15 protein-coding genes and 1 other RNA gene are annotated in these 20,974 nt (G+C 73.5%); 13 read left to right on the top strand and 3 right to left on the bottom strand.

What is annotated here, in order from left to right; genetic code table 11:
* Positions 1-79 precede the first annotated feature (79 nt).
* Positions 80-928 carry a hypothetical protein gene (locus tag ABT048_RS14790; protein WP_350521760.1) on the top strand — a complete coding sequence of 283 codons (849 nt, stop codon included), beginning with the start codon at positions 80-82 and terminating at the stop codon, positions 926-928.
* A gap of 147 nt (positions 929-1,075) precedes the next feature.
* On the opposite strand, the gene ABT048_RS14795 is transcribed toward ABT048_RS14790, so the two are convergent.
* On the bottom strand, positions 1,076-3,931 hold the full coding sequence (locus ABT048_RS14795; RefSeq protein ID WP_350521761.1) for an FtsK/SpoIIIE domain-containing protein: 2,856 nt from the start codon (positions 3,929-3,931) through the stop codon (positions 1,076-1,078).
* A gap of 411 nt (positions 3,932-4,342) precedes the next feature.
* Between ABT048_RS14795 and ABT048_RS14800 the strand changes: the two genes are divergently transcribed.
* The 3 genes from ABT048_RS14800 to prfB all read left to right on the top strand — a co-directional run bounded on the left by ABT048_RS14800 (position 4,343) and on the right by prfB (position 8,909).
* Complete coding sequence (locus ABT048_RS14800; RefSeq protein WP_350521762.1) at positions 4,343-6,193, top strand: serine/threonine-protein kinase; 1,851 nt, start codon at positions 4,343-4,345, stop codon at positions 6,191-6,193.
* A gap of 288 nt (positions 6,194-6,481) precedes the next feature.
* Positions 6,482-7,735 (top strand): serine/threonine-protein kinase, encoded by a 1,254-nt coding sequence (locus ABT048_RS14805; protein WP_350521763.1) that lies wholly within the window; start codon positions 6,482-6,484, stop codon positions 7,733-7,735.
* A 58-nt stretch (positions 7,736-7,793) separates the two neighbouring features.
* Positions 7,794-8,909 carry a peptide chain release factor 2 gene (prfB, locus tag ABT048_RS14810; RefSeq protein ID WP_350521764.1) on the top strand — a complete coding sequence of 372 codons (1,116 nt, stop codon included), beginning with the start codon at positions 7,794-7,796 and terminating at the stop codon, positions 8,907-8,909.
* Positions 8,910-9,070: 161 nt separating this feature from the next.
* On the opposite strand, the gene ABT048_RS14815 is transcribed toward prfB, so the two are convergent.
* Entirely contained in the window at positions 9,071-9,265 is a 195-nt protein-coding gene (locus ABT048_RS14815; RefSeq protein WP_350521765.1) for a hypothetical protein, read from the bottom strand.
* Positions 9,266-9,615: 350 nt separating this feature from the next.
* On the opposite strand from ABT048_RS14815, the gene ftsE reads away from it, so the two are divergent.
* From ftsE to ABT048_RS14855, 8 genes are all read left to right on the top strand, one after another.
* Positions 9,616-10,305: a cell division ATP-binding protein FtsE gene (gene ftsE, locus ABT048_RS14820; RefSeq protein ID WP_030059730.1), complete on the top strand. Its 690-nt coding sequence runs from the start codon at positions 9,616-9,618 to the stop codon at positions 10,303-10,305.
* Between the two features lie 78 nt (positions 10,306-10,383).
* A complete protein-coding gene (ftsX, locus tag ABT048_RS14825) occupies positions 10,384-11,295 on the top strand; it encodes a permease-like cell division protein FtsX (RefSeq protein WP_350521766.1) in 912 nt (303 codons plus the stop codon).
* Between the two features lie 111 nt (positions 11,296-11,406).
* Positions 11,407-12,543 carry a S41 family peptidase gene (locus ABT048_RS14830; RefSeq protein WP_350521767.1) on the top strand — a complete coding sequence of 379 codons (1,137 nt, stop codon included), beginning with the start codon at positions 11,407-11,409 and terminating at the stop codon, positions 12,541-12,543.
* Between the two features lie 64 nt (positions 12,544-12,607).
* Positions 12,608-13,084 (top strand): SsrA-binding protein SmpB, encoded by a 477-nt coding sequence (gene smpB, locus ABT048_RS14835; RefSeq protein WP_350521768.1) that lies wholly within the window; start codon positions 12,608-12,610, stop codon positions 13,082-13,084.
* An 86-nt stretch (positions 13,085-13,170) separates the two neighbouring features.
* Positions 13,171-13,552: a transfer-messenger RNA gene (ssrA, locus tag ABT048_RS14840) on the top strand.
* Positions 13,553-13,703: 151 nt separating this feature from the next.
* Positions 13,704-16,016 carry a HelD family protein gene (locus ABT048_RS14845; RefSeq protein ID WP_350521769.1) on the top strand — a complete coding sequence of 771 codons (2,313 nt, stop codon included), beginning with the start codon at positions 13,704-13,706 and terminating at the stop codon, positions 16,014-16,016.
* A gap of 369 nt (positions 16,017-16,385) precedes the next feature.
* The gene (locus tag ABT048_RS14850; protein ID WP_350521770.1) at positions 16,386-17,858 is read left to right on the top strand and encodes an NAD-dependent malic enzyme; all 1,473 of its coding nucleotides are present in this window, start codon (positions 16,386-16,388) and stop codon (positions 17,856-17,858) included.
* 508 nt (positions 17,859-18,366) lie between these two features.
* Entirely contained in the window at positions 18,367-18,651 is a 285-nt protein-coding gene (locus ABT048_RS14855; RefSeq protein ID WP_030242980.1) for an HU family DNA-binding protein, read from the top strand.
* 76 nt (positions 18,652-18,727) lie between these two features.
* Here the strand turns inward: ABT048_RS14855 and murA are convergent, their stop codons facing one another.
* Positions 18,728-20,068, bottom strand: coding sequence for a UDP-N-acetylglucosamine 1-carboxyvinyltransferase (gene murA, locus ABT048_RS14860; RefSeq protein ID WP_350521771.1), 1,341 nt, complete (start codon positions 20,066-20,068; stop codon positions 18,728-18,730).
* 300 nt (positions 20,069-20,368) lie between these two features.
* Between murA and ABT048_RS14865 the strand changes: the two genes are divergently transcribed.
* On the top strand, positions 20,369-20,953 hold the full coding sequence (locus ABT048_RS14865; RefSeq protein ID WP_350521772.1) for a YqgE/AlgH family protein: 585 nt from the start codon (positions 20,369-20,371) through the stop codon (positions 20,951-20,953).
* The last annotated feature ends 21 nt before the right edge of the window (positions 20,954-20,974 follow it).

Consider the following 20,974-nt stretch of genomic DNA (forward strand, 5'->3'; position numbering starts at 1 on the left):
GACCCCCGGAAACCGATTGTGGATCACGGGTGGCCCTTCGCTACGGTGATCCTCGAACAACCAAGTGGGGGGAAAGAACATGGGGAAGAACCGGGCCGCGGTCCGCGCGGTCGGCGTGGGCATCTCGGTGGCGCTGCTGGTCGCCGGAGCGGCCGCCTGCTCGTCCGACGACAAGAAGAAGGACCCGGCCAAGGCCGACACCGCGGCGACGGCCCAGCCGGGCGCGTCCTCGGCGGCGCCCGCGCCCAAGGGGCCGGAGGCCTTCACGGCGGCCGGCTACCGCGGCCTGAAGCCGGGCATGGCGAAGGACGCGGGTCTGGCCACCGGAGCGCTGGAGGCCGCGCCCGTCTCGCTGCTCGACGGCTGCACGGACTTCGTCTACAAGGGCGGCCCGGCGCCGGACCAGGCCCGGATGACCGCCGAGGCGGCCACCGAGGCCCGCTACAAGGACCTCAACGCCAAGGCGGACGCGGCCGCCGGCAAGACCCCCGCCCCCGGGGGCACCCTGCCGCCGAACGCCTCCGCGAAGGACGCGGCGGCGGCCGCCGCCGGTTCGGCCGCCGCAGCCAAGGACTCGGCCGCCACCGCCAAGCTGATGGCGGACGCCACGCAGTCCATCGTCGACATGATGGTCGCCCGGGAGACCAAGGAGAAGGCGTACCTGGCCACCGGCCGGGTCTCCTTCGCCGCGGCCGGCCTGCGCGAGCTGGTCGCCCCGGCGGAGGCGAAGACGGCCGAGGGCATCGGCGCCGGCACCACCCTGGAGGCCCTGCAGGCGGCGTACGGCGCCAAGGGCCTCCAGCCGGCCAAGAGCGGGAAGTACGTGTTCCCGGTGGAGGGTCAGCAGGGCTGGCAGTACGAGTTCACCATGGCGGACGGCAAGGTCGCGGGGATGGCCGTGGTGAACCGCGACCTGAAGTGCGTCTGACCGGGCCGACCGGCTGACCGGCCGCGGAGGGCCCCGACGAACCGGATGGTTCGCCGGGGCCCTCCGTCGTCCGGGCGGGGCTGTCCGTCGGGGAGGCCCGCTGCCGGAACCGGCAGCGGCCACGCCGGGGAGCGGGCCGCCGTCGGATCAGCGCTGCGCGGCGGCGCGCTGGAGGGCGCTGGCGAGCAGGGCGAGGTCGGTGGGACCGTTGCCGAGTTCGCGGACCGGCCGACGGGCGGGCGGGGCGCCGAGCTGGAGCGGGTCGATCGCGACCACGGTCGGGCGCAGGGTGGCGGTGCGCGGGATGCGCCCGCTGATCCGGGCGGTCTGGAAGGCGGTGACGCCGCCGTCCGGCAGCCGCAGGTAGCCGCGGCCGGGGGTGTCCTCGGGGAGGGCGGCGGCGTCGCCGAGGTGGATCAGCAGGTCGGAGTCGGCCGGGTCGTCGGTGCGCAGCGCGATCCGCAGCAGGGCGGCCTCGTCCACCTCGGTGCCGGCGCTCTCCTCCGGGCGGCCGGTGGCGACGGCGAGGTGGACGCCGAGCGGGCCGCCGCGGCGGGCGATGCCGGCGAGCGCGCGGGCGAGCGGCCGGCCGGCCGGGGAGGTGGGCGAGAGCAGGGCGTCGTAGTCGTCCACGACGACGACCAGGCGGGCCGGGACGGGCGAGGCGGAGGCGGGCGTCGCGGGGGTGCCCGGCCGGGGGCCGTCCGCGCTGCGCGGCGCGATGATCCTGGGCGCCGAGGCGGCCGCGGCTCCGACGGTGGCGGGCACCGGCACCTGCGGATGGTCCGCCGGCTGCTCGTCCAGGCCGTGCCGGCCGTGCTGGCCGTCCAGGATCCGTGCGGCGTGCCAGGACGCGAAGTCCAGGCCGTCGAACAACCGCTCCCGCAGGGTGAGTTCGTCCTCCAGCGCCTCGGCCGCGAGGAGTGCGGCGCGCGGGTCGGTGGCGGCGTTCACCAGGCCGGTGACGTGCGGCAGCTCGGTGCAGCCGTCCAGGCCGTCCTCGGTGGCCCGGCCCTCGACGATCGTGACGGTCAGCCGCTCGGGGCGCTCGGAGACGGCGAGCGAGGCGATCAGGGTGCGCAGCAGCTCGGTCTTGCCGGAGCCGCGGCCGCCGCCGATCAGCAGGTGCGGGCCGCCGGGGTCGGGGGAGGGGAGGGCGAGCTCGGGGTCGGCCAGGTCGAGCGTGCACAGCTCGTCCCGGGTGGTGCCGAGCAGCGCGGTGGCGGCGCCGATGCCGCCCGCGTGCGCGGCCCAGCGGGCGGACAGCTTGGCCGGGGTGACGGTGTCGAGCTGCAGCAGGTCGAGCAGGCGCAGCGCGTCGGGCAGCGGGCCGCGGGCGGCCGGGGTGGCCTCGCGCAACGGGGCGAGGACGCGGGCCAGCCGTTCGGCCCAGGCGTCGGAGACGGCGTCCAGCGAGACCTCGTGCAGGGTCTCGCGGCCGCGGGCGACGGGGCGGTCGAGCGAGAGCTGGGTGCCGACCTCGCCGGTGATCAGGGCGGTGGCGCCGAGGCCGCGGGGGAGCAGTTCGGGCTGCTCGGCGAGGCAGATCGGGAAGATGCCGACCGCGGGGCCCTGGCGCAGCAGCAGGTCGAGCGCGTGCCGGGCGGTCTCGGTGGCCGGTCGGCCGTCCACCACGACCACCGTGGCGGGGTGGCCGCCGAGGCCGCTGGGGCCGCTGAGCCGGGCGGTGAGCTCGGTCAGCCGGGCGGTGGCCTGTTCGTCGTCGAGGCCGAGCAGCAGGCGGCAGTCCTGGCCGTCGGCCGGGCGCAGGTGGGGCAGCCACAGGGCCCAGGCCCAGGTGTCGGCGCGCTCCTCGGGGGCGCGGGTCGGGTCGGCGTCGACCACGACCAGGCTCAGGCCGGTGGGCGGGTGCAGTGCGGCGAGCTGGGCGACGACGCCGCGGGTGAGCGCGTCCAGGCGTTCGCGCGGGCCGCAGAGGCCGAGGCTGCCGGCGGTCTGCAGGTCGAGGGTGACCGGGACGGCGGGCAACAGGGTGCCGGGCGTGGTGCCGGGGCCGCCGGGGCGGTCGGCGGTGCCCAGGCGCAGGGTGAGCGCGTCGGGGTGGCCGGGGCCGCGCTCCCACAGCCGCGGGCCGGGGCCGACGGCACCGAGCAGCAGGGCGGCGAGGTCGGGCCAGCGTTCGCGCTGGGCGGCGGTCTGGCGCAGCCGTACGGCGGCGTGGTGGCGTTCGGCGCTCTCCTGGCCGGGCGGTTCGGTGGTGCGGCCGGGCAGCAGGGAGAACAGGCCGCGGCCGCGGCCGGCGGCGGGCTCGGGGGCGGCGGGCGGTTCGGCCGCCGGCGGCGCGGGCCGGACGGGGCCCGGCGCGGCGAGCTGGAGGTGGCCGTGGCCGTCGGGCAGGGCGGCGCGGACGGCCCCGGTGGCGTCGGCCGGGTCGGGGGCCGTCACCTGCAGGGTCGACTCGCCGATCCGCAGCAGGGCGCCGGGTTCCAGCGGGACGGCGGCCTCGGGCGGGCCGGGCGGGACGAGCCGGCCGTCCAGGGTGGTGCCGTTGGTGGAGCCGAGGTCGCGGACGGAGACCCGGCCGTCCTCGGTGAGGTGCAGCGCGAGGTGCAGCCGGGAGACGTCCGGGTCGTCGAGCGGGACGTCGGCCTCACCGGAACGGCCGATCCGGATCTCCCGGCCGTGCAGCCGGTGCACGCCGCCGGCGTCCGGTCCGCCGACCACGCGCAGTTCGGCGACGGCGGGGGTGTCGTCGGAGTCGTCGGCGGTCGGGTCGGGCTCGTTGAGGCTGAGGACGGCTCCGTCGAGCAGCGGGGGGTGGCCGAGCAGGGTGTGCTCGTCCACCCGGTGTGCCCCGGCGTACAGGTGCACATGGGTGGCGGCCCGCGGTCCGCGCACGCCGACCGCGCCGGCGAGGGCGCCCGCGATGGCGCCGAGCGCGGTGCCGACGGGAGCGGTGACCAGCACGTCCACGTAGGGGATGGCGGAGCCGGCGGCGGTCGGGCCGCTGCGCGGTCGGAGGACGGTCAGCCGGATCTGCATCTCGCCCGCGGGTCCCTTCTGCTGGTGTGAAGCCTGGTACCCCGGCGCCGTCGCGGACGCACCGGGCGGCCGCGGCGACCCCATTGGGCCACACGAGTGGCGAGTGTCCATCCTGCCATCCGGCACGGACGGTCCGCGCACGGTACCGGATTTGACGATCTTGCGATCATCGCCATGGTGGAGGCGACGGTGGGTCAGGTCAACCGCCCCCCTCGCGGCCCCCGGGCAGGCCCGCCGACCGGCTCCGGGCACTCCCCTAGGGGATGTCCCCCAACCCTGCTCGGATGCCCTGCCGGTCACCCCGAAAACCCGAACGGACACCGTTAGAGTGGCCGCAGACACGGGCCCGGCAGGCTCACCGCACCGGCGGAGGAGCGCCCCGCGCGGGCGGCACGGCGAGGAGTGCGACAGGTGCGGCCAGTCGGCAGCAAGTATCTGCTGGATGAGACCCTCGGACGGGGTGCGACCGGCACCGTCTGGCGCGGCGTGGTGCGCGACGACGTCCAGGCGCCGGGCAGCGAGCCCGGGCAGCGGGTGGCGATCAAGGTGCTGCGCGAGGAGCTGGCGGCCGACCCCGACGTCGTGATGCGCTTCCTGCGCGAGCGCTCGCTGCTGCTGCGGCTGTCCCACCCCAACATCGTCCGGGTCCGCGACCTGGTCGTCGAGGGCGAGCTGCTGGCCCTGGTGATGGACCTCGTGGAGGGCCCCGACCTGGCCCGCTACCTGCGCGCCAACGGCCCGTTCAGCCCGATCGCGGGCGCCCTGCTGATGGCCCAGGTGGCGGACGCGCTGGCGGCCAGCCACGCGGACGGCATCGTCCACCGCGACCTCAAGCCGGCCAACGTGCTGCTCGCCTCCACCGTGGTGGACGGCGTCGAGCGGATGCACCCGCTGCTCACCGACTTCGGCATCGCCCGCCTCGCCGACTCCCCGGGCGTCACCCGTACCCACGAGTTCGTCGGCACCCCCGCGTACGTCGCGCCGGAGTCCGCCGAGGGCCGCCCGCAGACCTCCGCGGTGGACGTGTACGGCGCCGGGATCATGCTGTACGAGCTGGTCACCGGACGCCAGCCGTTCCAGGGCGACGGCGCGCTCGCGGTCCTCCAGGCCCACCTGGCGCAGGAGCCGCAGCGGCCCAGCACCATGCCCGAGCCGCTCTGGACGGTGATCGAGCGCTGCCTGCGCAAGGACCCGGCCCAGCGGCCCGGCGCCACCTCGCTGGCCCGCGCCCTGCGGGTGGTCGCCGCCGGTGTCGGCGTGCACGCCTCGCCGGCGGCGGTGGACGAGGCGCTGGCCGTCGCCGCCCTGCTGCAGCCCGACCCGCAGCCCACCGTCGTCCCCGGGACCGTCCCGGGACCGCCCGGCACCGACGACCGGACCCAGGTGCTGCCGCCGACCGCCCCCGGCGCCCCGCACCACGACCCGGCCGCGGCGACCCGGGTGATGGGCACCCAGCAGCCGCCCGCGCCCCCGTACGGCGCCCCCGATCGCACCCGGGTGATGCCGCCCGTCGCCGTGCCGCCGCCCCCGCCCACCGCGCCCCCCGGCCCGCAGGAGGAGGCGCCGCACCCGTGGCAGACCCAGCTGCGCGCGGCGCGGGACCGCAACCAGCAGACCGAGGTCGGGTACTTCGGCCCGGAGGACTACGAGGAGTACGGCGAGCCGCAGGTCGCCCCGCCGCCCTACCAGGCCGGACACGGGGGGCAGCCCGGCCGGGGAGCGCCGGGCCGTCCGCCGCAGGGGCAGCCGCCGGCCGGCTACCGGCAGGCCCCGCCGCCGCCCGGCTACGCGCAGCGCCCGCCGGTGGCCCCGCCGCCCTACCAGGCCCGGCCTGGCGGTCAGGACCCCCAGGGCGGACGCCAGGGCCGGCAGCCGCAGGCCCAGCCGCCCGGTGGCAACCGGCAGGCCCCGGCCGGGTACGGCCGGCCGCAGGGCGGCTACCCGCCGCCGCCCGCCCCGGCGGCGCGCCGGGCCGAGCCGCCCGCGCCGCAGTACCGGGAGGCGCCGCCGCGCCGCGAGGAGCCGCCGCGCGAGCCCGCCCGCCGCGAGCCCGCGCCGGCCCGCGAGCGGCGCCCGCGCAGCCGCAACCGGATGTACATCCCGGGGCTCGGCTGCCTCAAGGGCTGCCTGATGGTGCTGCTGGTGCTGGCCGTGGCCGCGCTGGCGCTGTGGAACTTCACGCCGCTGCCGCACTACTGGGACAACGCCGTGGGCTGGTTCGACTCGGCGCGGGACTGGGTGAACAGCGTCTTCGGCAAGTAGCGCCGCCGGGGCCCGGTCCGGCCCGGTCGGGGAGCCCGGAACGACCCGCTTCGGGCCGGTTCGGGCTGCGGACCGGGCCGTGGCGGACCGTTCCGGGCCTTCGAACCCGTGCCGGACGGCAAGATTGACGCTTTGTCGACAATTCACGAGATTTCCTGCCCGAGACTCCCGCTCCGGGCCCCTCAGGCGGCCCCCGCGGGGCCTCCGGGCGCGTAGGTTGGTCGCTGTTGTCCCGCCCCACCGAGCGAACCGGACCCCCGGAGCGCTCCCGCCGCCCACGGAGCAGCATTGGCACGCAAGATCGGCAGCCGGTACACCGTCCACCAGGTGATCGGCCGGGGTTCGGCCGGGACGGTCTGGCTCGGTGAGGGGCCCGACGGCCCGGTGGCGGTCAAGCTGCTGCGCGAGGACCTCGCCTCCGACCAGGTGCTGGTCGGCCGCTTCGTCCAGGAGCGCACCGCGCTGACCAGTCTCGACCACCCCCGGGTGGTCGGCGTGCGCGACATGGTCGTGGACGGCAGCGACCTCGCCCTGGTGATGGAGCTGGTCCAGGGCACCGACCTGCGCTCCCGGCTGGAACGGGACAGCGCGCTGCCCCCGCAGACCGCCGCCTCGATCATCGCCGACGTCGCCGACGGCCTGGCCGCCGCGCACGCGGCCGGGATCGTCCACCGCGACGTCAAGCCGGAGAACGTCCTGCTCGACCTCGCCGCCGCCCCCGGCCCCGGCGGCGCCCCGCGCGCCAAGCTGACCGACTTCGGCGTGGCCCGCCTGGTCGACGCCCCGCGCCGCACCCGCGCCACCCGGATCATCGGCACCCCCGACTACCTCGCCCCCGAGATCATCGAGGGCCTGGAGCCGCGCGCCGCCGTCGACATCTACGCCCTCGCCACCGTCCTCTACGAGCTGCTGGCCGGCTTCACCCCCTTCGGCGGCGGCCACACCGGCGCGGTGCTGCGCCGGCACGTCACCGAGCAGGTGCCGCCGATCCCCGGCCTGCCGGACGGGCTGTGGCGGATCATCTCCGAGTGCCTGGCCAAGGCCCCCGCCTCCCGGCTGCGGGCCGCCGAGCTGGCCGCCCGGCTGCGCGAGCAGCTGCCGTCGCTGGCCGGCCTGCCGGTGATCGCCCTGCCCGCCCAGGGCCGCGCCCCGGCCGAGGAGCAGCTGACCCCCGGCGAGGCGGTCTACGCCGAGGCCGACACCGGCCCGGGCCTGCACAAGCGCCGTCGCGGCCCGGCCGTCCCGCTGGTCCCCGGCGCCGCCCCGGACTCCACCCGGGACACCCACACCAGCCTGCGCCGCCCGTCCGCGGAGGAGCTGGCCGCGTACGCCGCCGAGTCCCGGGCCCAGCGCACCGCCCCGGGGCATCGCCGGGACCGCCAGGCCCTGCTGCGCCGCCGCCGGCTGCTGGCCGTCCTGCTGGCCACCGTCCTGCTGCTGGCGGGCGCCGCCGCGGCCTGGACGGCCTTCGCGGCCACCGGGCCGGACGGCGGCCGGCCGGCCCGTCCGGTCGTCCACAGCACCGCCCCGCGGGCGCCCTGACCCCGGTGGGAACGGGGGTGTCGTCATGACCACCCCCGGAACCATTACCCTGGGGGGCGTGGCAGCCGTCGATCCTTCCGAAGAGCTCAAGAACCTCGATACGACCATGGGGTCGATCGAGGCCGTCCTCGACCTGGACAAGATCCGGGCCGACATCGCGGTCCTGGAGGAGGAGGCAGCCGCCCCCACCCTGTGGGACGACGTCGCGAACGCGCAGAAGGTGACCAGCCGGCTCTCCTTCCTCCAGGGCGAACTGCGCCGCGTCGAGGGCCTCCGCGGTCGCATCGACGACCTCGGCGTGCTGTTCGAGCTGGCCGAGGCCGAGAACGACGCGGACACCCGCGCCGAGGCCGAGGTCGAGCTCGTCGCCCTCCAGAAGGCGGTCGAGGAGCTGGAGGTCCGCACCCTCCTGTCCGGCGAGTACGACGCCCGCGAGGCGCTGATCAACATCCGTGCCGAGGCCGGTGGCGTGGACGCCGCCGACTTCGCCGAGCAGCTGATGCGCATGTACCTGCGCTGGGCCGAGCGGCACGGGTACCCCACCGAGGTGTACGACACCTCGTACGCCGAAGAGGCCGGCATCAAGTCCGCGACCTTCACCGTGAAGGCGCCGTACGCCTACGGCACCCTCTCGGTCGAGCAGGGCACCCACCGCCTGGTCCGCATCTCGCCGTTCGACAACCAGGGCCGCCGGCAGACCTCCTTCGCCGGCGTCGAGGTGCTCCCGGTCGTCGAGCAGTCCGACCACGTCGACATCGACGAGGGCGACCTGCGCGTGGACGTCTACCGCGCCTCCGGCCCCGGCGGCCAGGGCGTCAACACCACCGACTCGGCGGTGCGCATCACGCACCTCCCGACCGGCATCGTGGTTTCCTGCCAGAACGAGCGCTCGCAGATCCAGAACAAGGCGTCCGCGATGAACGTCCTCCAGGCCAAGCTGCTGGAGCGGCGCCGCCAGGAGGAGAAGGCGGCGATGGACGCGCTCAAGGACAGCGGCAGCTCCTGGGGCAACCAGATGCGCTCCTACGTCCTGCACCCGTACCAGATGGTCAAGGACGTCCGCACCGCGTACGAGGCCGGCAACCCGCAGGCCGTGCTGGACGGCGACATCGACGGCTTCATCGAGGCCGGGATCCGCTGGCGCAAGCAGCGCGAGACGTCGACCGAGGCGTGAGCAGGTCGGCCTCGATGACCGAGCACGGCATCGAGGCCGCTGTCCGCCGGCGCGAGCAGCGCGGGACCGGCGCCGGGTAGCGCGCCGGGCACACGGCAGAACACAGAGCGAAGGGCCCCCGACCGCAGCGGTCGGGGGCCCTTCGTCGTCGGTCGACGGAATCAGGCCAGCGCCTGCCGGGCGATCAGCGCCACCGCGAGCAGCCCGGCCACCAGGGCCAGCAGCAGCGCGGGGGAGAGCGCGGCGAACGGCCCCTGCTGCTCCTGCAGCCGGGCCCGGTTGGCGCGGCACACCGGGCAACGCCCGTCGCTGACGCGGCCGTTGCAGTTGGCGCACACCAGATGGTCGCAGGTCATGCGATCTCCTCCTCGCTGCTTACTGCAAACGCACCGGACGGGGCTTTGGTTCCATTTCTTGCCCTGTACGGGGGAGCGGCCGGTCACGGTCGCCACCTCCACTCTGCCAGGTTCCGGCGCTTCCGGCTCCCGGGCTGTGAGATGCCTCGCAATATTCGGGGCATAAACGGACATTCTCCCGCAGATTCCGAGAACTGTCATGGGCTGCCCCTGCGGGCCGGTTGCCGATTCGCGTATGGTCCCAGACCGGGAGCCGCCCTCCGCGCTCCTTTCGCCCGCGCCCGGACCGGGCCCCCGGGGCGGACCGACCGAGGACTGGCGCCGCCTAGGATGGCCTCCGTGATGCAGCCGTGATCAGATTCGACAACGTCTCCAAGACCTATCCCAAGCAGAACCGTCCCGCCCTGGACAACGTCTCGCTGGAGATCGAGAAGGGCGAGTTCGTCTTCCTGGTCGGCTCGTCCGGCTCGGGCAAGTCCACCTTCCTGCGCCTGTGCCTGCGCGAGGAGCGGCCCAGTACCGGCGCGGTGCACGTGCTGGGCAAGGACCTGGGCAAGCTGTCCAACTGGAAGGTGCCGCACATGCGCCGCCAGCTGGGCACCGTCTTCCAGGACTTCCGCCTGCTCCCCAACAAGACGGTCGCGCAGAACGTCGCCTTCGCCCTGGAGGTCATCGGCAAGCCCAAGAGCGCCATCAACAAGGTGGTGCCCGAGGTGCTGGAGCTGGTCGGCCTCGGCGGCAAGGAGGACCGCATGCCGGGCGAGCTCTCCGGTGGTGAGCAGCAGCGCGTGGCGATCGCCCGCGCCTTCGTGAACCGCCCGATGCTGCTGATCGCGGACGAGCCCACCGGAAACCTCGACCCGCAGAACTCGGTCGGCATCATGAAGCTGCTCGACCGCATCAACCGCACCGGCACCACGGTGCTGATGGCCACCCACGACCAGGCGATCGTCGACCAGATGCGCAAGCGCGTCATCGAGCTCGACAAGGGACTGCTCGTCCGCGACCAGGCCCGCGGCGTCTACGGGTACCAGCACTGACCCACCAGCGCTGACCCCGTAGGGCCGCCGGCCCGAACCGCCCGACCCAGAGCAGTACCGACCCTGGAGTTGTTCCGCATGCGTGCCCAGTTCGTCCTGTCGGAGATCGGTGTGGGTCTCCGACGCAACCTGACGATGACCATCGCGGTCGTCGTCAGTGTCGCGCTCTCCCTCGCCCTCGCCGGTTCCTCGCTCCTGGTCCGCGACCAGGTGAACAGCATGAAGGGGTACTGGTACGACAAGGTCGAGGTGAGCATCTACTTCTGCACGAAGGCGGATGCCCGCAACTCGCCCCAGTGCGACAAGGGCGCGGCCACCGACCAGCAGGTCCAGGACATCAAGGACCAGCTGGACAAGATGACCTCGGTGGTCCAGTCCTCCACGTACGAGAGCTCGCCCGAGGCGTACAAGCACTGGAAGGAGATGAACCCGGACAACCCGCTCATCTCCGTCCTGGGTCCGGACGCCATGCCGCAGTCCTGGCGGGTCAAGCTCAACGACCCGACCAAGTACGACGTGATCCAGAGCGCCTTCGCCGGCAAGCCGGGCGTGAAGTCGGTCGAGGACCAGCGCAAGATCCTGGAGAACCTGTTCGGCCTGCTCAACGGCCTGCAGACGGCGGCCTTCGTGATCATGGTGCTGATGCTCTTCGTGGCCCTGCTGCTGATCGTCAACACCGTCCGGGTGTCGGCGTACAGCAGGCGGCGCGAGACCGGCATCATGCGCCTGGTCGGTGCCTCGAACTTCTACGTCCAGATGCCGTTCATCGCCGAGGCCGCGTTCGCCGCGCTGCTCGGCGCGGCGATGGCCTCCGGGCTGCTGATCGGCGGCCACTTCTTCGTCCAGAACTGGCTGGCCGACCGGGTGCAGTTCATCCACTTCATCGGCCTCGGCTCGGTGCTCGCGGTGATACCGCTGCTGGTCGTGGTGGGTATGGGCATGGCCGGCGTGGCGGCGTTCTTCACGCTGCGCAAGTACCTCAAGGTCTGATCCCGGACGCCTCGGCGGCCCCGGACGGCACTGCGCCGTCCGGGGCCGCCGTCGTTCCGCGCTCCCCGTTCCGGCCCGTCGCGCGCGGCACGGTGTCTACACTCCGATGCCATGCTGCAAACTCCGCGCAGGGCACGTCAGGTGGCCGCCCTCAGCCTGGTGTTCGGTGCCGTCCTGCTGGTCGGCGCGGCCACCGGAGCCTGGGGCGACCCGAGCGACCTGCCGCGCCCCTCCGTCGACGCCGCCCGGGCCACGGGCGGCGGGCTCCCGGCGGACCCGGCCGGCAGCACGCTCTCCGAGCAGCAGGCCGAGCACCTGCTCGGGGCCAGCGGCGACCGCTGGGGCGCGTACTACAGCGCGCAGGAGTACGCCGAGTTCAGCCAGGGCCTGGACGGCCGGTACCTGGGCGTCGGCCTGTCCGTGGGCCGCGGCGAGGACGGCGTGACCGAGGTCTCCCAGGTCGCGCCCGAGGGCCCGGCCGCCGCGGCCGGGATCGCGCCCGGCGACCGGCTGCTGCGGGTCGGCCAGGACCAGGCCGACCACCTGCCGGTCACCGAGGTGGTCGCGCGGCTGCGCGGCCAGGGCGGCGAGCGCAGGGCCGGCTCCGAGGTCACCCTGGAGGTCCGGCGCGGCGGGGGCGAGGTGCGCGAACTGCGGCTGCGGCGCGCCCTGCTGGACAGTCAGCAGGTCGCCGCCGAGCACCTGGACGGGGGCGTCCTGCGGATCACCGTGCGGGCCTTCACCAGCGGCGTGGCCGATCGGGTGCGCGCCGCGCTGCGCACCCCGCACACCGGCGTGGTGCTCGATCTGCGCGGGAACTCCGGCGGGTTGGTCGACGAGGCCGCCGGCACCGCCGGGATCTTCCTGGACGGCGGCCCGGTCGGCTCGTACCAGGAGCGCGGCGGGACCAGGGAGTTGACCGCCCCGCGCGGCGGCGACCAGCGCACCCCGCTGGTGGTGCTGGTGGACGGCGGCACGATGAGCGCCGCCGAACTGCTCGCCGGCGCCCTCCAGGACCGCAGCCGCGCCGTCGTGGTGGGCGCGCGGACCTTCGGCAAGGGCACCGTGCAGCAGCCCAGCCGGCTCGCCGACGGCGCGGTGCTGGAGATGACCGTCGGCCGCTACTTCACCCCGGCCGGCCGCTCCCTCGACGGCACCGGCCTCACCCCCGACGTCCCGGCGGCCACCGGCGAGGACGCCGACGCGCTCGCCCTGCGCGTCCTCGCGGGGCTCGGCACCCGGGCCTGAGCGCCGGAACCCGCGGCTAAAGCAGCTGCCCGATCCCGCCCCGAAGTGCGAGAATGACCGCGCTATGGCAAAGGAAACCGGACACAAGCTGATCGCGCAGAACAAGAAGGCGCGGCACGAGTACATGATCCTCGACACCTACGAGTGCGGCCTCGTACTCACCGGCACCGAGGTCAAGTCGCTGCGCGAGGGGAGGGCCAACCTGGTCGACGGCTACGCCTACATCCAGAACCACGAGGCGTGGATCGACAACGTCTTCATCCCCGAGTACACCCAGGGGACGTGGACCAACCACGCGGCCCGGCGCAAGCGCAAGCTGCTGCTGCACAAGCTGGAGATCCGCAAGATCGAGACCAAGGTCCGCGACGCGGGCCACACCCTGATCCCGCTCTCGCTGTACTTCAAGGACGGCCGGGTCAAGCTGGAGCTCGCGCTCGCCGTCGGCAAGAAGCTGTACGACAAGCGCCAGACGCTCCGCGAGAAGCAGGACACCCGCGAGACGGCCCGCGCGGTGGCGGCGGCGCGGCGGCGCCAGGGTTAATCCGCTGGACCCTCGCCCGTCGCCTCGCGTACTATGGCGCAAGCAACACGGACGGTCACCGTCCGAGCTGTTTCTCAAAAAAACATGGGGATGATCGGTTTCGACAGGGGATGTTGAAACAGGGGAAGCGAGCCGAGGAACGCGGCAATGATCTCGTAAACCACGTGTCGCAAAAAAATAATCGCCAACTCTAAGCGCGATTCCCAGCAGTTCGCTCTCGCTGCCTAATAAGCACCGATAGCGCTTGGGTGTCAGACCGGGGAGTTCCCGACCCGGACCCTGGCATAATCTAGGGAACTCAACCGTCCGCCCGGGCTGCGGGGGTGGATGGGAAATCAAACAGCAGCTGGGCCTGTTGGCGGCTTGTCCGCGTGACCGCCAGGGCCGAGAAAATCACAGCGGACTGCGCTCGGAGAAGCCCTGAATTAACTCCACTGGACCCGGGTTCGATTCCCGGCATCTCCACCACCCCATGTTCACACCGAAGGCCGTCCACCGCTCCGCGGAGGGCGGCCTTCAACTTTTGTACGTTCCGGAGCAGCGCGCCCCGGGGGTCGCGGCGTAGGATCATCCGTCCGCTCGTTTTCCGGAGCCGGATTCCGCCGCAACCACCGAGGCCATGAGCAACACGGACACCACCCCCACCGCCGATCACGAGACCGTCCGCGCGCGCGAGATCGCCGGTGAGCAGCAGCACCTCGACACCGTCTACCACCGGTTGGAGGAGAAGCTCGCCGAGGCCGAGTACATCCTGGAGGACGCCGCCAAGCGGGTCCAGGTCGGCACCCCGGGCGCGCTCGCCGAGCGAGACGCCCAGGTCTACCGGGCCGGCGCGCACCTCCAGCGCCTCAACAACGAGTTCGAGGACTTCCTCTTCGGCCGGATCGACCTCCAGCAGGCGGACGCCCCGGAGGAGCACGGCATCCCCTCGAACACCCCGATGGACCCGGCCGACCCGGTCGTCGCCGAGACCCTCCACATCGGCCGCCTGGGCGTCCTGGACGCCGAGTACGGCCCGCTGGTGATCGACTGGCGCGCGCCCGCCGCCGCCCCGTTCTACCGCGCCACCCCGGTCGAGCCCGGCCGGGTCATCCGCCGCCGGGTGATCCGTTCCAAGGGCCGCAAGGTGATCGGCGTCGAGGACGACCTGCTGCGCCCCGACCTCACCCCGACCCTGGACGGCGAGGAGCTGGCCGTGGTCGGCGACGGCGCGCTGATGGCCTCGCTGGGCCGCGCCCGCAGCCACTCGATGCGCGACATCGTCTCCTCCATCCAGAAGGAGCAGGACGAGGTGATCCGGGCCGCCGCGGCCGGGGCCACCCTCGTCACCGGCGGCCCCGGCACCGGCAAGACCGCCGTCGCCCTGCACCGCGCCGCCTACCTGCTGTACCAGGACCGCCGCCGCTACGCCGGGGGCATCCTGGTCGTCTCGCCGACCCCGCTGCTGGTCTCCTACACCGAGGGCGTGCTGCCCTCGCTCGGCGAGGAGGGCCAGGTCGCCATCCGGGCCGTCGGCTCCCTGGTGGACGGCATCGAGGCGGGCACCTACGACACCCCCGAGGCGGCCCGGGTCAAGGGCTCGGCCCGGATGGCGCAGCTGCTGCGCCGGGCCGCCCGCGGGGCGCTGGAACTGGGCGCGCCGCAGGAGCTGAAGGTCGTCGCCCGCGGCGAGGTGCTGAAGCTCGACGCGGGCCGGCTGAAGGCCGTCCGCGGCAACGTGGTGGGCTCCGGCGGCACCCCGCTGAACCTGCTGCGCCCGCGGGCCCGCCGGCTGCTGCTGGACGCCCTGTGGCAGGAGGTCGTCAAGGACCTCCCGAAGCCCACCGACCACTACGCCCGGGAGCAGCGCCAGGAGGAGAAGGAGAGCTTCGACGAGTACGTCTCGGACGAGGCGCCGTTCCTGGACTTCCTGGACGCCTGGTGGCCCGCCGTGACCCCGCGGCGGGTGCTGGGCACGCTCAGGCAGCACCGTCACATCAACCGGATCGCGCGCCGCGTCGTCACTCCGGACGAGGCGCGGCTGCTGGCCGCCTCCTGGCGCCACCTGTCCCCGGAGGGCGAGGGGGCGCTGTCCGCGCACGACGTCGCGCTGGTGGACGAGCTCCAGGTGCTGCTCGGCGAGCCGTCCCGGCCGAAGGTCCGCGAGGTGGACGCGATGGACCTGCTGACCGGCCTGGAGGAGGTCACCACCTTCGCCGACCGCTCCACCCGCCAGCGCGAGCGCCAGCCGGTGGAGCGCAAGGAGTACGCCCACATCATCGTGGACGAGGCCCAGGACCTCACCCCGATGCAGTGGCGGATGATCGGCCGCCGGGCCCGGATGGCCACCTGGACGATCGTCGGGGACCCGGCGCAGTCCTCCTGGCCGTTCCCGCAGGAGGCCCAGTCCGCGCTGGACGAGGTGCTGTCCGGCAAGCCGCGCCGCCGCTTCACGCTGACCGTGAACTACCGCAACCCGGCCGAGATCGCCGAGGTCGCGGCCAAGGTGCTGGCGCTGGCCGCGCCGGGCACGCCGTCGCCGAGCGCGGTCCGCCACGTGGGCGTGGAGCCGCGCTTCGCGGCCGTCACCGACCCTTCGCCGGCGGCGTTCGGCAAGGCCGCCAGGGCGGAGCTGGAGCGGCTGCTGGCCGAGGTGGACGGCACCGTGGCGATCGTCGTGCCGATGGACCGCCGGGCCGAGGCGGCCGGCTGGGCCGAGGGCCTGGGCGAGCGCGTGGTGCCGCTGGGCAGCCTGGAGGCGAAGGGCCTGGAGTACGACGCGACGGTGGTGGCCGACCCGACCGGAATCGCCGGCGAGTCGGAGGCCGGCCTGCGGGTGCTGTACGTCGCGCTGACCCGCGCGACCCAGCGGCTGACCGTGCTGTCCGGCCCGGACGACCTGCCGGACGCGGCCGGCGTGCCGGCGCTGCTGCAAACGGCTGACGGCAGCTGACGGACCCTGTCGGAGCCACGGAAGAAGGCCCCCCACCGCTTCGGTGAGGGGCCTTCAGACGTTTAGTACACCGACCCGCCATGCTCGCCTCGCGGCAAGTGGTCCCTCGAAGGGACGAAGGTTGGGCCCGGGGGCTTGGATCGAGCCGGTGCCCGTCCAATGTAACGCATCGGCCCGGAGAGGCAAGGAGTCGGCGACGGAAGTCGGCGGAAGGTCGGCGGGAGCCGGCCGGATTGTCGGATCCGCACACTCAATGAACGATATTTCTGGCTACCCCTTGGAAGGTGCGACGATCGAGGTCTAGCATGCGCAGGCGATGCCTTCAACAAAATGTTGAGCCTGCGGGACAGACGGAAGAAGGAAGCGTCGATGGCGACGGTGCCCAGTGTCTCCAACTCGATCACGGTACGGCTGGAGGTCCCGGCCCGGGGCAACGCCGTCAGCGCGATCACCACGGCCGTGGAGTCCTCCGGCGGATCGGTGACCGGCCTCGACGTCACCGCCTCCGGCCTGGAGGCGCTGCGGATCGACGTCACGGTGGCGGCTTCCTCCGTCGCACACGGCGAGGAGATCGTCGAGAAGCTCCGGGCGATCGACGGCGTGTCGATCGGCAAGGTCTCGGACCGCACCTTCCTGATGCACCTCGGCGGCAAGATCGAGATGTCGTCCAAGCTGCCGATCCGCAACCGTGACGACCTCAGCATGATCTACACCCCGGGTGTCGCGCGGGTCTGCATGGCGATCGCCGAGAACCCCGAGGACGCCCGCCGCCTCACCATCAAGCGCAACAGCGTCGCCGTGGTCACCGACGGCTCGGCGGTGCTGGGCCTGGGCAACATCGGCCCGGCGGCCGCACTGCCGGTCATGGAGGGCAAGGCGGCCCTCTTCAAGCGGTTCGCCGGGATCGACGCCTGGCCGATCTGCCTGGACACCCAGGACACCGACGAGATCGTCGCGATCGTCAAGGCGATCGCCCCGGGCTTCGCCGGGATCAACCTGGAGGACATCTCCGCGCCGCGCTGCTTCGAGATCGAGGCCCGGCTGCGCGAGGCCCTGGACATCCCGGTCTTCCACGACGACCAGCACGGCACCGCGATCGTGGTGCTGGCCGCCCTCACCAACGCGCTCAAGGTGGTCGGCAAGGAGATCGCCGACATCCGCGTGGTGATGTCGGGCGCCGGCGCCGCGGGCACCGCGATCCTCAAGCTGCTGATGGCGGCCGGCGTCGAGCACGCCACCGTGGCGGACGTGCAGGGCGTGGTCCACCAGGGCCGTGGGGACCTCAACGACAACCTGCGGTGGATCGCCGAGCACACCAACCGCTCGGGCCGCACCGGCAGCCTCAAGGAGGCCGTGGCGGGTGCGGACGTCTTCATCGGCGTCTCGGCCCCGAACGTCCTGGACGGCGACGACCTGGCCACCATGGCCCCCGACGCGATCGTCTTCGCCCTGGCCAACCCGGACCCGGAGGTCGACCCCGGGATCGCCCGGCAGACCGCCGCCGTGGTCGCCACCGGCCGCAGCGACTTCCCCAACCAGATCAACAACGTGCTGGTCTTCCCGGGCGTCTTCCGCGGCCTGCTGGACGCCCAGAGCCGTACGGTCAACACCGAGATGATGATCGCCGCCGCCCGGGCGCTGGCCACCACCGTCGCCGACGACGAGCTGAACGCGAACTACATCATCCCGAGCGTCTTCCACAAGGACGTCGCCAAGACCGTCGCCGCCGCGGTGCGCGAGGCGGCCCTGGCGGGCGGTCAGGAGGCCCCCGCGCCGGCCCGTCCGACCCCGGGCATCGTGGGCACCCTGGACACCTCCGCCTTCCCCACCGTCAAGCTCTGACGACCGGACCGGCGGACGTGTCGTCGGTCGCTCAAACGCACGAATAGCGGTCATACCCGCCCAGCCCGCCCCGAACCCTTGCGACACAAGGGCGAGGGGCGTGTTTGGGCTTGTCAGTCGTAGGGCGTACGGTAGCCCTGCACGGGGCAGGCGTGTCCGACAAGTACGGAACGTCCCCCTGGTCTTCCGGCGAGTCGTCCCGACCGCCGCCCGCGCCCGGTCCGCCGGAGCCGACGGAGCGTCACACCTCCAACGGGCGGGCGTTGTTCGGGTGGCCCGGCCGGGGCCCGATTGGCTTTCTCGGGGCCGGTCGGGGCAGGATTCGTATCCAGGCGGGCGGGCGGGCCTTCGAAGGCTCCGGCGCGCGGCATCGGGTACGGACCCGGCCTGCGACCACGCATTGCCTGCATGAGCACAGTGTGCGGACCTGCGGCCCATCCGGGTGCCCCCCGGTGGGAGCACCGATGGGCCCCCGCACACCGCAAGCGAACAGACCACAGGAGTACACATGAACCGCAGTGAGCTGGTGGCCGCGCTGTCCGAGCGCGCCGAGGTGACCCGCAAGGACGCCGACGCCGTTCTGGCCGCCTTCGCCGAGATCGTCGGCGAGGTCGTCGCCAAGGGCGACGAGAAGGTCACCATCCCCGGTTTCCTGACCTTCGAGCGCACCCACCGCGCTGCCCGCACCGCCCGCAACCCGCAGACCGGCGAGCCGATCCAGATCGCCGCGGGCTACAGCGCCAAGGTGAGCGCCGGCTCCAAGCTGAAGGAAGCCGCCAAGGGCGCTGCCTGAGCCACCCCTTGAACGCCCGAGAGGCCGGGCTCCCCGCGTGGGGAGCCCGGCCTCTCGCCGTGTGTCGGACCGCTGATCAGGCGTCGACCAGCTGCTCGCTGGGCAGCTCGACGTGGGCGCCGAGGTCACGGAGCTTGTCCATGAAGTTCTCGTAGCCGCGGTTGATCAGGTCGATGCCGTGCACGGTCGAGGTGCCCTCGGCCGCCAGCGCCGCGATCAGGTACGAGAAGCCGCCGCGCAGGTCCGGGATGACCAGCTCGGAGCCCATCAGCTTGGAGGGGCCGGAGACGACCGCGGAGTGCAGGAAGTTCCGGGCGCCGAAGCGGCACGGGGTACCGCCCAGGCACTCGCGGTAGAGCTGGATGTGCGCGCCCATCTGGTTCAGTGCGCCGGTGAACCCGAGCCGCGACTCGTACACCGTCTCGTGGACGATGGACAGGCCGGTGGCCTGGGTCAGCGCGACGACCAGCGGCTGCTGCCAGTCGGTCTGGAAGCCGGGGTGCACGTCGGTCTCCAGGGCGATCGCCTTGAGCTCGCCGCCCGGGTGCCAGAAGCGGATGCCCTCGTCGTCCACCTCGAAGGCGCCGCCGACCTTCCGGAAGGTGTTGAGGAAGGTCATCATCTCCAGCTGGCGGGCGCCGCGGACGTAGATGTCGCCCTTGGTGGCGAGCGCCGCGCAGGCCCAGGAAGCGGCCTCCAGGCGGTCCGGCAGCGCACGGTGGGTGTAGCCGTTCAGCTCGTCCACACCGGTGATCAGGATGGTCCGGTCGGTGCCCAGCGTGATGATCGCGCCCATCTTCTGCAGGACGCAGATCAGGTCGACGATCTCCGGCTCGATGGCCGCGTTGCGCAGCTCGGTGACGCCCTCGGCGAGCACCGCGGTGAGCAGCACCTGCTCGGTCGCGCCGACCGAGGGGTAGGGCAGCTCGATCTTGGTGCCGCGCAGGCGCTGCGCGGCGACCAGGTAGGTGCCCTGCGGGTGCTTCTCGATGGTGGCGCCGAACTGGCGCAGCACCTCGAAGTGGAAGTCGACCGGGCGGCCGCCGATGTCGCAGCCGCCGAGGCCCGGGATGAAGGCGTGGCCGAGGCGGTGCAGCAGCGGGCCGCAGAAGAGGATCGGAATCCGCGAGGAACCGGCGTGTGCGTCGATGTCGGCGACATTGGCGCTCTCGACGTGCGAGGGGTCGAGGATCAGCTCGCCGTCCTCGTCGCCGGCGCGCACCGTCACGCCGTGCAGCTGCAGCAGACCGCGAACCACCTTGACGTCGCGGATGTCCGGGACGTTTCGCAGTCTGCTGGGGCCCTGGCCGAGCAGGGCGGCGACCATGGCCTTGGGGACCAGGTTCTTCGCACCGCGGACGCGGATCTCGCCTTCGAGCGGGTTTCCGCCGTGGACCAGCAGGACGTCGTCGGTCATCGTTCTCGCAATCCGGGGTGCCAGAGGAGTTGGGGAAGGGCTCCGGTAGAGAGCCGGTGGTGGACCGGTCGTACGGGCGCGTTCGGGCCCCCGGTGTGACCGAGTCGGCACCGCATAAGGGCGTCCACCAGACGTAGATGGTAGTGGGCGTCCCGATGGTTCCCGTGAGCCTCTCCCGTGATGGTGCTCTCTCCGGGGTCGGCGGCGCCCGCCGGTGCGCCCGTACGGGTGTTCGTTCGGCGTGGCGGGGTTTCGCGCGTTGCGGTGTCCGAGCGGCCGTTCTGCGGGATCATGTGAGGCATGACGGCGGCCCATTCGCACGGAGGCCGGTCCCACACCGGCCGTCTGCTCGTCGCGACGCCCCTGCTCACCGACCCGAACTTCGCGCGGGCGGTGGTGCTCCTCCTCGACCACGACGCCGAGGGGGCGCTCGGTGTGGTCCTCAACCGGCCGACGCCGGTCGAGGTGGGCGCCGTGCTGGACGGCTGGGGCAGGCTCGTCGGGCAGCCGGCCGTGGTGTTCCAGGGCGGGCCGGTGGCGCTGGACTCGGCGCTCGGCCTCGCCGTGGCGCCCGGGGAGCCCGGCACCGGCGAGCCGCTGGGCTGGCGGCGGGTGCACGGCGCGATCGGCCTGGTGGACCTGGAGGCGCCGCCCGAGGTGCTGGCGGGCGAACTGGGCAGCCTGCGGATCTTCGCCGGGTACGCCGGCTGGTCGCCCGGGCAGCTGGAGGCCGAGCTGGAGAGCGGCGCCTGGTTCCTGGTGGACTGCGAGCCGGGGGACGTCTCCAGCCCCGAGCCGGAGCGGCTGTGGCGCTCGGTGCTGCGCCGCCAGCGCGGTCCGCTCGCCCTGCTGGCGACCTACCCGGACGACCCCACGATGAACTGAGGAACGGGCCCCGCGGCGCGA

Source organism: Kitasatospora sp. NPDC096140, from assembly GCF_040303045.1.
GTDB lineage: Bacteria > Actinomycetota > Actinomycetes > Streptomycetales > Streptomycetaceae > Kitasatospora.

What these genes read in the sequence shown, in the direction of transcription:
- smpB (WP_350521768.1), top strand. Translation starts at nt 12,608, where the DNA reads ATGGCAAAGGAAACCGGACACAAGCTGATCGCGCAGAACAAGAAGGCG.
- ABT048_RS14865 (WP_350521772.1), top strand. Translation starts at nt 20,369, where the DNA reads ATGACGGCGGCCCATTCGCACGGAGGCCGGTCCCACACCGGCCGTCTG.
- ftsX (WP_350521766.1), top strand. Translation starts at nt 10,384, where the DNA reads ATGCGTGCCCAGTTCGTCCTGTCGGAGATCGGTGTGGGTCTCCGACGC.
- ABT048_RS14795 (WP_350521761.1), bottom strand. Translation starts at nt 3,931, where the DNA reads ATGCAGATCCGGCTGACCGTCCTCCGACCGCGCAGCGGCCCGACCGCC.
- ABT048_RS14855 (WP_030242980.1), top strand. Translation starts at nt 18,367, where the DNA reads ATGAACCGCAGTGAGCTGGTGGCCGCGCTGTCCGAGCGCGCCGAGGTG.
- ABT048_RS14845 (WP_350521769.1), top strand. Translation starts at nt 13,704, where the DNA reads ATGAGCAACACGGACACCACCCCCACCGCCGATCACGAGACCGTCCGC.
- ABT048_RS14850 (WP_350521770.1), top strand. Translation starts at nt 16,386, where the DNA reads ATGGCGACGGTGCCCAGTGTCTCCAACTCGATCACGGTACGGCTGGAG.
- ABT048_RS14815 (WP_350521765.1), bottom strand. Translation starts at nt 9,265, where the DNA reads ATGACCTGCGACCATCTGGTGTGCGCCAACTGCAACGGCCGCGTCAGC.
- ABT048_RS14830 (WP_350521767.1), top strand. Translation starts at nt 11,407, where the DNA reads ATGCTGCAAACTCCGCGCAGGGCACGTCAGGTGGCCGCCCTCAGCCTG.
- murA (WP_350521771.1), bottom strand. Translation starts at nt 20,068, where the DNA reads ATGACCGACGACGTCCTGCTGGTCCACGGCGGAAACCCGCTCGAAGGC.
- ABT048_RS14790 (WP_350521760.1), top strand. Translation starts at nt 80, where the DNA reads ATGGGGAAGAACCGGGCCGCGGTCCGCGCGGTCGGCGTGGGCATCTCG.